The sequence below is a fragment of the Bacteroides sp. GM023 genome (assembly GCF_014750685.1).
Lineage (GTDB): Bacteria > Bacteroidota > Bacteroidia > Bacteroidales > Bacteroidaceae > Bacteroides.
On the sequence record NZ_JAAXGE010000006.1, the window covers coordinates 11,662 to 26,068 of the forward strand.

General features: G+C 40.4%; 7 protein-coding genes. All 7 read right to left on the reverse strand.

All coding sequences use genetic code 11. From position 1 onward, the window contains the following. Positions 1 to 33: 33 nt before the first annotated feature. The 7 genes from HC965_RS13915 to HC965_RS13945 all read right to left on the reverse strand — a co-directional run bounded on the left by HC965_RS13915 (position 34) and on the right by HC965_RS13945 (position 14,315). Complete coding sequence (locus HC965_RS13915) at positions 34 to 1,761, reverse strand: RagB/SusD family nutrient uptake outer membrane protein (RefSeq protein ID WP_191032031.1); 1,728 nt, start codon at positions 1,759 to 1,761, stop codon at positions 34 to 36. A gap of 22 nt (positions 1,762 to 1,783) precedes the next feature. Continuing rightward, complete coding sequence (locus HC965_RS13920) at positions 1,784 to 4,831, reverse strand: SusC/RagA family TonB-linked outer membrane protein (protein WP_191032032.1); 3,048 nt, start codon at positions 4,829 to 4,831, stop codon at positions 1,784 to 1,786. Between the two features lie 41 nt (positions 4,832 to 4,872). Continuing rightward, positions 4,873 to 6,891 (reverse strand): RagB/SusD family nutrient uptake outer membrane protein, encoded by a 2,019-nt coding sequence (locus tag HC965_RS13925; RefSeq protein WP_191032033.1) that lies wholly within the window; start codon positions 6,889 to 6,891, stop codon positions 4,873 to 4,875. 21 nt (positions 6,892 to 6,912) lie between these two features. Continuing rightward, positions 6,913 to 10,107 carry a TonB-dependent receptor gene (locus tag HC965_RS13930; protein ID WP_191032034.1) on the reverse strand — a complete coding sequence of 1,065 codons (3,195 nt, stop codon included), beginning with the start codon at positions 10,105 to 10,107 and terminating at the stop codon, positions 6,913 to 6,915. 59 nt (positions 10,108 to 10,166) lie between these two features. Next, positions 10,167 to 11,738: a fimbrillin family protein gene (locus tag HC965_RS13935; RefSeq protein ID WP_191032035.1), complete on the reverse strand. Its 1,572-nt coding sequence runs from the start codon at positions 11,736 to 11,738 to the stop codon at positions 10,167 to 10,169. A gap of 59 nt (positions 11,739 to 11,797) precedes the next feature. Beyond that, positions 11,798 to 12,814 carry a fimbrillin family protein gene (locus HC965_RS13940; protein ID WP_191032036.1) on the reverse strand — a complete coding sequence of 339 codons (1,017 nt, stop codon included), beginning with the start codon at positions 12,812 to 12,814 and terminating at the stop codon, positions 11,798 to 11,800. A 322-nt stretch (positions 12,815 to 13,136) separates the two neighbouring features. Further along, a complete protein-coding gene (locus HC965_RS13945; RefSeq protein WP_191032037.1) occupies positions 13,137 to 14,315 on the reverse strand; it encodes a phage integrase SAM-like domain-containing protein in 1,179 nt (392 codons plus the stop codon). Positions 14,316 to 14,407: the final 92 nt, after the last annotated feature.

Below are 14,407 nucleotides of genomic sequence, written 5' to 3' on the forward strand. Positions count from 1 at the left end.
ATAAGCATTCCTTTTTCCGGAATCCGAGATAGATTACCATCCCGGATTCTGTGCTAAATTAGGATTCTTCGACCTTTCACTTTGAGGAATCGGGAAGAAATACATTTTGTCGTCCCATTGGCGGTTGACAACTTTACGGGTGTATGTATATGTATCCGAATTCTTAGTGATTTTCATCTCAGTAATGCTCTTAAAATGCTTGTCGCCTTCTTTCCAACGACGCACATCCCAAAAACGATGTCCTTCGAAAGCCAGTTCTACCATACGTTCGTTCTGATATTTCTTCCAGAAAGCGTCATTACCCATGCCTGTAGGAAATCCCGGCATTTTGGCACGGTCACGCACCTTTTTAACAGCAGCCCTGGCAGACATTGTAAACTCATCTGTAGTAACATCAGCAGCCTTTTCCGTACCACTCAATTCCAGATATTTGAATAACGCTTCCGCATAGTTCAAATAGAATTCTCCCAAACGGAAAGTAATCCATGTATGATAAGTTGTAGACGCAGTACTGGAACGTAAGTCAACGGCTGTCTGACAATACTTCTTCAAATAATAACTTGTCGGTGTAGCACCACTCAATGGTTCTGCATTCACTCCACCCTGATAAGTTTGCAAAGGAGTGGTATTCCAGTTCGGCCATTTCTCGTCTCCGTTTTTAGCAATAGTCAGATAGAAACGCGGGTCACGTCCATCGTAATATGGCAGACTTGAATCATAGCCTGTCGTTTCGTCCGGTCGTAATCCTGTGGCCTGCATTTCATAAGCATCTACCAATGTTTGGGTAGGACAGTTTCCACCTTTACAGTTTTCCAATCCTATCGGGAAGTTATAACCCTCAAAGGAATTAGTAGTTCTTGTGGCACGACGTCCGAAAATCAATTCATCAAGTGCATCGGAATAACTGTCCTTACTCCACAATGAAGAATAGTCATCAATCAATTTCATCTTTGCAGACTCACAAGCATTAATCAATTCCTTATTGGCGAGAGCTGCACGATGCCATAATTCCACATCATTATTGGTATTGAACAAAGGACTTGCGGCATACAGGGCAGCACGTGCTTTCAATGCCAGAACGACCCGTTTATTGGCGCGTCCCGTTTCCAATGATTCTCCCGAAGGAGCCATATCGCCCAAGTTCGCATAATCTTCAACAATCAGATCCTTAATTGCGTCACACTCAGAGATTACATAATCAAAAATCTCCTCTGCCGGACGACGTTCCAGAGTATTGACTTCCGCAGCTGTCAATACATGGTCTGTGAAAGGAACAGCTCCATACTGCCGTACCAGATAGAAATAATAGTATGCCCGCAAGAAACGAACTTCGTACTGGTAGTTGTTATAACGGAACATCTCCTGCTTATAATCCGAGATTAATTCATAATCAGAGAAAGTCAATCCCGTAAATTCCTCCAGATAGAGGTTACAGTTTGCTATCTGATTATAACAGGTAGTCCACATACTGCTTTTTGCATTTGTCGGACTCCACGATCCGTTATAGAAATCTTCGATTTGGTTACCCGAATAAGCATATTCCGACTCATCGGTTGCCGATCCTAAAACCGCTCCGCTATAGTTTCCGAAATCGGTATCCAAGCCTAAATAGATGTTGGCAACCAATCCACCTACATCTCCAAAGGTTCGTTTTACATAATTCGCATCATAATTACTGTATTCTTTATAATCCATCTTATCCGCACAGGAAGAGAGGAAAAAGCAACTCAAGACGCCATATATTAATTTATTCAGTTTCATTCTTTCGCTTTGTTTTTAGTGATTAAAAACCAATTGTCAAACCGACTATCACACTCTTGTTCAGTGGATTTGTCGCACCATAAGATTCCGGGTCTACCACATCAATCTTGTCGAAACAAAGTAAATCCACTCCACGAACGTACAATTTGGCACTGCCCAGTATCTTCGTTTTCTGCAGTAAAGCTTTAGGGAATTTGTAATACACCTCTAAATTTCGTAGTTTCAGGAATGAACGGTCTGCCATCCAAATAGTATTGGTCTGGTAGTTGTTCGCATTGCTCTGTGAACTTAGACGCGGATATTTGGCATTCTGGTTTTCCGGTGTCCAACGGTTTTCATAGTAATGATTGGAAAGAGTAGTGTTGTTTATCAACGGCCAAAACATACTCTTCGTATTTAAAACAGCGGAATAATTGGCAGTTCCCTGAAACATAGCATCAAAACCAAGTCCTTTCCATTCGGCTCCCAAATGAAATGAGTAGTATATTTCCGGTGCAACAGTGCTATATCCAATAGCTGTCTGATCATTAGAATCAATGATGCCATCACCGTTTACGTCTCTATATTTGATATCACCCGGCACTACCGTACTGAAATTTTGTGTAGGACTGTTCGCAATGTCTTCTTCATCTTTAAAGAATCCTTCGGCTATCAAACCATATACCTGGTTCAACCGATTACCTGTCTGCACCAGATTGTTATATAGACGAGGCTCTTCCAGTTGTTCTTTGATTTCATTCCGGTTCCATGCAAAGTTCCCACCAATATTGAATACTACATCGCCTATTCGTTTCGTATAGTCCAAGCCTATTTCTGTTCCCCAGCTATCTACTATACCGGCATTCTCAAACGGAGCATCCATACCCAATACCTCTGAATATTGTCCTGCGGAAGCTACCCAAATGTCTTTTCGTCTCTGATAATACCCCTCTAAAGTCAGGTTCAATCCTTTGAACAGAGTGGCGTCAATACCTACATTATACTTATATGCCTTTTCATGAGTTGAATTAGCTGTTGCCAAACGACTGATGTATGTACTTCCAAAAGCAGAACCATAACCTTCATCAAAACGATACATTGTACCGGTGGTAGTATATATCTGATCCCAGTAATTATTGACTGTTGTATCTCCGTCTTTAGGCAAATAGTCAGCATTAATAACACCAAAAGAAGCGCGTAACTTCAGAAAATCAATCCAGGATACATTCTTTAAAAAGTTCTCTTCCGAAACCACCCATGCAGCGGACACTGTCGGCGAAAAAGCCCATTTATGTCCCGGAGCCAGTAGACTGGATTGCGAACCGACTAACGCAAGATCCAAATAGTAACGTTTGTCATACCCAAAATGAGTATACCATGAAACATTCTGACGATAAACTGTTGTATTCAAACCGTAAGTGTCACGGTATTCATAATCCCACTTCAACTGAGAATACACATCATATTTTCCAAAAGAACGACCATAATCCAAACTACCGGCAAAATTGAATTGACGTGCCCAATCATTTGTATTAGCGTCTTTCGACATTTCACTTGGAGCACCACCGGAAATATAAGTATAGAACGGACCGTTTTCCGTCCAACTGGTAGTGTACCCACCGTAAGAATACGTCTTGCTATGATTCTCCCAAATAGACGAATAGTTGTCGTATGATAAACGGAAGTTAGCTCCCAGCCCTTTCAGGAAACCGGATAAGTCTTGCGACAGAGTCAGGTCGGCATACAAGTTACGGGTATGTCCCTTACTATAGGACGCTCCTTGCGATTGTGCAATAGGATTTGATGTACCTGCCCATGTGGTGCTTCCACCCCATGTTCCGTCTTCCAGTTTCACTGGAAAAGCTGCTGATGGCAATGAATAAATCATATCCCACAAATCCACGGAGGCGCCAGGACGGCTTGATTCTGATAATGTACCAAGAATATTCAATTTCAACTTAGTTGTACTTGTCAGGTCAATATCCAGATTCGTACGCAGATTGGCTCTCGAGTATTTGTTCTGAGTGGAATATCCATCATTTTCATTCGGGTTTTTCACGAATCCTTTGTCTGTCAACAAACCGACCATCGTATAATAGCGGAATTTGGCTCCACCGCCCCGAAACTCAATCGTATATTTATTGGAAATACCTGTATCTTTAAAAGTTTCGTCCATCCAGTTGACATTAGGGTAGATGTAAGGATACAGCCGGGAAGCACCACCACTGCCTGCACCATTACGAAAGGCATCCACTTCTTCGGGAGTGTAACGCGCACTCAACCCTTCATAGCCACGTGCTTCATTCACAGCGTCAGCATATGTGCCTGCGTCTACAAATTTAGGACGACGAGACTGGAAGTTTGTCACATGATCGTAAGTAAAAGTTATTTCTTTAGAGTTATACTTACCGCGTTTGGTTGTAATCAATATCGCACCGTTAACACCTTTATATCCATACAGCGCGACAGCGGCCGCATCTTTTAATATAGAAACGGACTCCACTTCTTCGGGTGTCACAAGACTCATGTCCCGCTCCAACCCGTCAACCAGTACCAATGGTGTACTACTGGACAGGCTCTGCAAACCACGTATATAGAATGTAGGTTCTACTGATGCATAATTGCCTGCATTTTGCAGGGTTGTCAAGCCAAGCCCTTGTCCGAATAAAGAATTAGATATATTCTTGGAAGCCCGCTTATTAAGTTCTTCATTATAAACCGTGGATACGGCAGCAGTCGACTCATGACGACTGAACGTCCGATTGGCTCCTACATCAATCGTCTGTTCTGCATAATCCATCCGAATCATCATCGGTTTTCCCGGCTCTATCTCAACTGTAGCCGATCCCTTATCAACCGTCACAACTTGTAAGTTCTTTCCTGCTTCAGCGGCTATTTCAAACTTACCATCCTTATCGGTTTCCACCCTTTTATCCGGTGCACCCACCACATGTACAGATGCGCCATATACAGGATTTCCCCTTTTATCAACAACAACACCTGTTATGTTACCATTGTCTGTGTTCTGTGCTCCGACCGGAATGCTCAGACAAGCCATCAAAGCCAGTATCAGAATTTTATTTTTTCTCATATTATTATTCTAATATCGTTTAAACATGTTTCCTTGCCTCATCACCAGCCCGGATTCTGAACCAGTCCATATCCCTTATTGATTTCAGCCAATGGGAACGGAGAAAGATACCACTTCGAATCAAATCCATGAGTCCACCAATGACGGACAGGATTCTTCAATTCAAACGGTTCATATTCAAATTTAGTAGGTTGCAAAGCACCACCATTCTTACTGTTGCTGCCTGTACCGTCTCTCCATGCAGTAAGGATACGTTTGCCATCCTCTCCCAAACGATAAATCAGTAGTCCATGTAGACGTTTTTCGAAGCGGTCGGCACGTTTGTAACGTACCAAATCAAAGAAACGGGAATCTTCCATTCCTAATTCACAAGCGCGTTCACGAAGGATTTCCTCCAACAAAGCATCTTTATCAGTCAATAAGTTCTTGTCCGGATTACAGTCTACCAAACCGGATAACCCAACCCGTGCACGTACGGTGTTGACTTGCTCGACTGCCCCGCGAAAATCATTATTTGCCTGAAGCAAGGCTTCTGCATAAGTCAAATAGAGGTCTGAAAGGCGAAGAGCCACCCATTGTGTATATTGACGTAAATAATCATTGTCACCCAAATAGTATTTCATATTATCATATCCGGTGGCATATCTCATCGTTTCATTCTGAGAATTTGTTCCGGCATGAGTACCACCTACCCAAAGTTCATAAGGGTCTCCTCCCATGCTTACAGAGCCCCAACCCAGATTTCCCGGCAGTCCATTTACAATCACTGATTCATATAAGCGTGGATCACGCGTCAACACTATGTTTGAAAGCAACTGCTCTCCTTGATTAAATGTACCTGTCAGGAACATTTCATTCGACCTACCTGCTGCTTTAGTTTCTTCCCAATCGAAGGGAGTACCATCACTCCATGGAAACATTTCCACATATTCCTGTGTCGGTGTATACGAGTTACGCCCATTATCACTCCATGAATGCCAGCAATATGTACTTGAGTTGAATGCGTCAGTTGTGGTGACACGAACAGAATGCAACACTTCAGGACTATCCAGTTTAATATATCCCATGCGATATGCATAACGATATTCTGCCGGTGTAGGATTAGTACCGGAAGCTGTATTCAGCCGATAAGTTCCATTTGCATCCACAGCTTTAAAGAAATCTTCGCAAGCTTTCAGACAGTTATTCCACAGGTCGGCACGATAACCACCATACCATACCAAATGCTGTTGTTCAGCCTCGGAACCACCACCGGCAAAACCCTGGCTGGCATTGAATAACGGTGAAGCAGCAAACTGCCATATTTTGCATTTCAAAGCCATTGCTCCGGCTTTAGTCCAATGTCCTGTTTCAGTAGTAGCATCCGCCCCAGTATATGACCACTCCAATCCACCGGAATTAATGGCATCGTCAAGTAAACTAATCATATAATTCACAGTTGCTTCCACTGTGCCGCGCGGCATACTATAACTTGACTCCGTTCCTGTAAAGGAAGCATAAATCAGCGGCAGACCACCGTAATGACGGAACATATCGAAGTAACGGGAAGCTATCAGACATTTAGCTTCCGCCACCAGTTTATTTTTTTCCGTATTATCCATCCCCGGCACCCTGTCTATGTTTTCAATGAGCAACCAGCACCAGCGCACTACTTGCCATACCATCTCCCGGGTATAGCCAAATACATCACCACGAAGGTCGTAATTGGAGGTATGCGAACCACTATAATAGCTGTTATAGATAGTGGTTGAAGTGTAATGAAGCTGCCAGCAGTCTGTCAATGCCTCAAACTTGCCCAAATAAGGATTGGACGAATCGGGAAGATCACCGGATGAGTCATTTACATATGGTAATCCATAATACTGACGGCTATAACAAGTATTCAAAAATTGCCGCGTATATGTAGCACTATTGAAAACCGTATCAATAGTAGCAGAACCACCCGGAGCTTTATCCAAAAAGGCATTTCCGAATTTTATTTCGTCTACGCAGGAAGTTGAAGCGAGACTGATTGCCACTCCCATCACTGCACCGGTAAGCCATTTATATTTTTGTTTCATTCTATTTTCCTTTCAAAATAATTAGAATCCTAATTTCAAGCTCAATGTATAAGTTTTAGTCAACGGATAGGAAGGTGCATTACTTGCCGTTGCCTCCGGATCACCCCACAGATAAGGAGAGAAGGTCAGCAAGTTGTATCCGCTGAATGCCAACTGGCAGGTAGACAATCCCAGTTTCTTCATCAACGGGAACTGGAAGTTATATGCCACCTGAAGTGTTTTCAGTCGCAAATATTTAGAGTCCTTCTCAAACAGAGTGGAAGTCGCGTAGTTGTTCGTAGCATTCACCTGAGTAGCACGCGGATATTCCGCATTTTGCGACGGATTATCCGGCGTCCATGTATTCTCTAAATGATAGGCTAGCAAACCTCCCGCCGTATTACCCGATGAAGAAACGAACGGTTGACGGAATACATCCGAAATCATACGGCTGACGTTCCATGCCCCTGTCCATTGTGTACTAAGTTCCCAATTTTTCCAGGCAAAACCAAAATTTATACCAATCATATATTCCGGATCATCTGTAAATCCGTAATCATAACTCATGTCATTGCCGTCAATAGTACGGTCACCGTTTAAGTCTACAAAAACAGCATCACCATTCTGAAGTGTTACCGAATGTGTCGGAAATGGACGATTGAACGTTTTCTGATACAACTCGGGAGTTTGTTCATCATAATACCGCCAGAATACATATTGGCTGCGGGCACCGATACGATGACCTTGCTGATATTGATAACCATAGTCTTTCGGAGACTCTTTCATTTCCAATATTTCATTCTGATTATAAGAAAGATTTACACCCGCCCAATAACGGAAATTCTTACCTATTTTATCATTCCACTTCAACGAAAGTTCCCATCCCCAGTTATTCACTTCTCCAAGATTAGAATAAGGCGTAGTAAAACCAAGCATTCCCGGTGCAGTACCATCTCGTACCAGAATATCCCAACGATGTTCGCGATAGTATTCGAACGTAGTTGATAAACGGTCATCAAAGAAGTTTATATCAATACCGTAGTTACGTTTGAATGCTTTTTCCCATGATACATCTGCATTATTTTTAGCCAGCTCACGCGCTCCCATACTGACAGTACCGAGATCGACACCATAAACATATCCCCAGGCATTTGCATTATCATTACTATTCGGGATACGATTAGCAAGACTATTCAGATTCACATTGTAAGGATCGGCTGTATACATAAAACGTTCACCACCAATCTTATCATTACCAACCAAACCTAAACTGGCACGTAATTTCAGAAAACTGACATAAGGTTTCAACGGTTTAAACCATTTTTCCTCGCTCATGATCCATCCTATAGAACCAGCAGGGAAAGGCGCAAAACGCTTTTCAGGCGCAAAGTTCTCAGAGCCATTATATCCAATATTGAATTCAGCCATATAACGGTTCTTCCAGTCATAGGTGACACGTCCCACCAACCCTACGTATCCTCTAGGAATATCTGTGTAGAGACCTGAAACGTAATATGATTTCGATTGATTATAAAGCAATAAAGCACCGACACTATGATTACCGAAAGTGCGATTGTAATTAAATCCTGCTTCCATATACCAGTCACGAGCCTTTCCTGTCCCACTACTGTAGCTTACATCTGTGTACTTACTCCCGTCAATCGGTTTGAGTCCTACAGTCCCATCACTCAGATATGCAGGGTTATAAATCATTTCCGTTCCTCCCGACGCATACTTATAAACAGTAAATGAACTGTTATAAGAGCCTTTCAACTTAAAAGTCAATCCTTTAGTAAGAAAGTCCAGTTTTTGGTCCAGAATCAAGTCAGCGCTCAGAGAATTATTACTGGTTTGGGTACTACCACCACCATAATAAGAAAATGGATCGGTATCACCAACGAAAGGTAATTGCAAACCATCGTCATACGTTTCCGGAGTAGTGTAAACCAATTTATCATTTACAAATCCTGCACTTTTGAACGGAGTAGAATAATAGATATTCTTCACCATACCTGATGATCCTTGACTCGTACGCGGTTTATCAGAAGTATTCACATTGCCACTGATATTGAATGATAGCATAGTAGTCTTGGTGACATCTATATCCAGATTACTACGGTAATTGAACCGACGATATTGATAACTAATGTTATACGGCAAACTGAATTCATTGAACAGACCGCCTTGTGTATAAGCACCGGCTGAAATAAAGTAACGTACTTTGTCTGTTCCACCTGAAATGTTCATATTATGCTGGCTCTGCAATGTAGCATCTCCCATAATATAGTCTGTCCATTGAATGCTTGGGAAACGAATAGGATCCGAACCATCTCTGAATTTTTGAATGACTGCATCGCTAAATACTTGTTGTACTCCATCATTCTTATTCATTGCGTTATAGAACGTAGTATACTGATAAGAATTAGCTTGTTCAATCATTTTTGTCGGTGACAATATAGATGCAGACGTCGTAAATGATATTTTCGCTTTACCTTCCTTACCACGCTTGGTAGTTATCAAAACCACACCATTCGCACCACGCACACCAAATACTGCAGTAGCCGAAGCATCTTTCAATATTGTTATAGATTCTATTTCATTAGGGTCAACCTCATTCATATTACGTTCCACACCATCTACTTGTATCAACGGCGATGCACCATCCTTTGTAAATGTCGCCTTACCGCGAATAAAGATATTTGCGGCATCCGAACCCGGTTCTCCAGAATACTGGACAGTAGTCAAACCTGTCATCTGACCTCCCAACACATTGGATACGGAACCAACGGAAGTACGAGTCAATGCTTCACTTTTCACACTGGCAATAGCTCCAGTCATCGTGATTTTCTTCTGTACCCCGTAAGCTACGATTTCAACTTCCTGCAAAGCTGTAGCATCTTCTGACAAAATCACCCGCATATCATTCTTTGCTACTACCGTCTGGTCCGTATAGCCGATAAAAGATATTTTCAATTTTACGCCGGGATTCACATTGAGCCTGAATACACCGTCAATATCGGTAATGGTACCTACAGAAGTACCCTGAGCAACCACATTTGCACCGATAACCGGTTCTCCCTGGGCATCTACCACTGTTCCTTTTATGACACCTTTCTGCTGTACTACGTCAACAGCGGCCGAAGCAGACTGGAATCCCAGTGCAGGAGCTAAGGTAATCATGGAGAAAAACAATGCGACAGGCAAAGCAGTCCCTATTATAAAGTTTTTCTTATTCATATATTTACATTTTCATGATATAAGTATAGTTGACGGACTTATACCGCCTTGTTTTAATATTAGAATGCAAGCATCATACGGAAATAACCTGCCCCTTCATTGCGTCGTTTATCATTTATCACACCTGTAGAAAAGTTGTGTTGATATACTATTTGTGCATTTCCTGTACGTTCAGCATTACTCCAATGGCGAGACCCCTCAATCAGTTCCTCTCCTCCTACAGCTTTCAACCTGGCATTAATTGTTGATTTCAATCTGTACAGCAAATCCAGTTCCTTTAAAGAAGTGAGGAACCAATCGGAAGTGACTTCAGGCGCAGTTACGTCCATGCGATATGCCTGAACAAAATTTACACCAGCTTCGCATGCATTTACCAACGTAGGGGAGTTAATCATCAATACTGTATGATTATAACCTAAAAATGGCATAGCTGCCACGCCATCACTATCAGTTGTTTTAGTGTCAGTATTAATAAACTTACCAGCCCAATCTTCATCACTACTAAACCAGTTACCATGGAAATAGTCTCTTGCATTTGGAGAAAAGACAGAGGTACTCGCATCGTTATATTTAGCATAATTCACTGCCACGACTAGTCCGTGAGTGCAATTCGGATAATCACGACGTAAAGCATCTTGAGTTTCCGTATATTCTTCGTGTGTTATTGAGGGTTGTATATTACCCGCATAACATACAATGCCAATTACATTCTCCGGCACCGTTTCTGACTCTACAGAAACAATACTTCCATCAGCACAAAAATAATCTCCTACTTGTAAAGTATGGTTGATTTTATTCGCATCATTGATTGTGTACATCTTAGCTGTACCACCATCAAGGGTACCACCGGCTGTGTATGCCATTTCTTTGACTCCACTATATGTTCCCTCGATAGAAAAAGTCTTTTTCGGATTAACCAAAAAGCGATAAGTATCCGTGGCTTCCTGATAATAAGGAGTAGCCTCAGCATTATTCAAGATAAAAGAACCGACATTGACAGGCAATGCATACTCATCTATATTACCGTTTGTAAAACTATAAACGATCTTTGGCATTTGTATAACAGCAAGTGCCATCTGATGCTTCATTGTGAAAGAAATTTTTCCTTTCAAGCGATCGCCTTCCACAACTCCTGTACTCGTCATCAAATCATATTTCGTATATTCACCTTCTTTCTGGTTTTCTCCAATTTTCCAATTACTTACATACGTTTCAAATGGGTCTGTTTTAGCAGGTTCAAAGGTGACATTGGCATCATACGGATAATAAGCATAAAAATTCATTTTCTGATATTCGGAACCTTTATATTCAATAGGATCACCATCATCGTCCAGTGTCCAAATACCATCTTCCATAGTGAACTTCCGGTTATTAATTTCACTTACTATATTTTCACCTTTCACAGCGAAGATACCTATTGCATCTCCTTCGGCAAATTTAGTAGAGTAGCCACTCTCGGTTGCACGTGTCTTATTTTCATCCATACTCTGATACCCCTCATCGAGTACACTGATTTGAAAACCCTGTATGGAGTCCATATTTTCCCCACTCACTTCTTCGTCCTGCGAACATGACGCAAAAATGGCTGTACCGGCAAGGAGAAGCATTGATATATAATTATATACTTTCATAAAGCGAATTTTATTTGTTCATTAGTATTTTTGTATCTCTATATAAGGTCTGAGAAAGATTACTTTACAGGTGTAGGAGTAATCGTTTCTTCTGTGATATTCCAAGAAGGATTGGTAGTCTCTGCATCCGTTCCGGCTACACTTGGATCAGATTCAATAGTTCCTCCGTCCTCATTCTGCCATCCGACAATCTGCGTTTCTTCAGTAATAGTCAACACAAACGGATTATCTTTATATTCGTTTGCCTGGATTGTGTAATTATAGGAAACTCCCGGTTTTAATTCTGATAAATTAGGGAAATGAACTTCATAATAATATCCGTTCATTCCTGCCTGAATATACACTTCCTTACCAACTGTTTGTGGAAGCAAAATAGCCTGTATGGTGTAATTATCAACAGAACCAACCTTTGTCCATACGATATCATCGTCTTCCGTTGCTGGTTTTTCCGTTACTGTTGTAACTCCTGTATTCGGGTTAAAAGTTCCTTTTGTCCTTAGATTAATAAGATAACAAGTTATATCTGACAAAGTAACATTTTCACCGGCAGTGAATGTCAGCTTAATACGGCTCATTACATGATTAAATGCTAATTTTACATTCGGATTTTCAGCTGTAGCCTTGCCCGATGCATAAAGAAAGTCTATTTTCTCGCGGGTTGCAGCTGTTGCTTGATTTTCACTGTCAGTAGTCACCTCCAAAGATAAAGGTTCTTCACCTGATGTTCCCGTGAATGGATAGTAAGCTGTCACATCATACTCTTGAGTACCCAGCACCCAGATATTTTCTGCATATCCACTTTTTGCTGTAAACATACTATTTTCTCCACCAGTATATTCATACTCAATATTCACTTGTCTGGAACCACATGTGATTCCGACTAAGTCTCCCATTTCCCAGTTTGTTTCTGTAGCTCTAGTTACAAGTTCGCTTGCTTCTTGATTATTAATCACTGCACTGAAGGAAACCTTCGCGCCCGACTCTCCCGCAAACTTGATATCGGATTCTTTTACGTCGTTGCTACATCCTGCTAAAAGAAGCAGAGCAAAAGCAGCAGTTACATAGTTTTTTTTCATACCATGTTTTTTAAAGTTAAACAAATATATTTTCATTATTAAATTCACTAAAAGGAATAAAGAATAGCAATCGCAGTGTATTCTTAGCGATAGCTATAAACGAGTAGCAGTGTTTTTCATAAGTTATCATACTTCTAAATATCAATTTAAACAAAAGTTAGATTACTATTTTGAAGTAATAATATTGTATATAAACGAGTTGTTTAAAAAGAACAGTTGGCTAAGGGCAATAAAAAGGCAACTATTGAACATTGTTCAATAGTCGAGAAGAGTATAAAATTGGAGAATATACCTTCAAATAAAATAGTACGGAATTGAGTGATTATAATAACTGATCGAATATTTCTCTAAATACTTTATCAGCATGTTCCTGCATAATTTTTATATAATTAAAAATAGGACGATTGTTCTTCATGCTGTGCCCTATACAATATTCTATCTTTTCTATTTGTATTCCTAAATTATAACCATGTTGCGCAAATGTCTTTCGTGCGGAATAATATGTAACTTTTTTAGTTATTCCTGAAAGCTTCATCACCTTATCTATATGTCGGAAGATTAAACTATATATCTGTTTATAAGATGAATACTTCCCGAACTTCAGTTTGCCTTCTCTAGTTAGATATCTGTTTATGATAGCTTTCGCTTCAGGCTGCAAAGTAAATGCAATTTCATTTACTCCTTTTTTACTATTACGTGTTTTATGGCGTACATATCTCATATACTCTTTATCTATAAAGTCATATGCAAGCAAGTCTCTTAAATTGATACCACCTAAATAATAGGTAAGCATAAAAATATCTCTTACCACTGATAGCGTAGGCTTTAGTAAAACAGTATCTCGTATCTTCTTTAGTTCTTCTATTGATAAATCGAGTTCTCTTACATTACTAGCCGGCATTTTAAAGAGAATAAAAGGATGGATAGAGTAATTCACATAATTCATTTTACCTGCATAATTCAATATCACTTTTATCAGGGTCAGGTATATTCTGACCGTTGTATCAGCCAATTTATCATCTTGCAGCACTTTTGCGAATTCTTGTATATGTAAAGGGGTTAGCTGAATTAACGGAAAGTCACCTTTCATATACTTGATAAATCTTTCGGAAGCTATTTTATAAAGCTTGAAAGATTTATCCCGCTCTTCTCCCTTCATAAAGTTCATGTATTCGGATGCGACCGTTTGAAAAGTAATCCCTTTTTTCTTCTGTTCATAAGTAATAATACGGATTAGCTCTGTACATGAGATTGCAGGTAAATAACTGATTGATGTAACAATTTCCTCATACTCATTTATCAGCTTCCGTAAGCAAGCATTCATATTTGTTGCATTTTCATGCCTGATAACTCTACCATTTTTTAATTGACTTGCAGAATCTAATGTGAACTGGGTTGATATATATCTGGTTTTCGAATGATGTGCTACTGCTATCCTTATCCGATGCCTGCCATTTGCTAGCTTTTTAGTTGGAACAATCACTATTGAAAAATTCGCCATATCGTTTTTTAGGTTTATATAATACTAATCTCCATACAATAAAATAGAAACAAAAAGGTTCATCCCCATTAACCACTAATTGAAAATCTGGC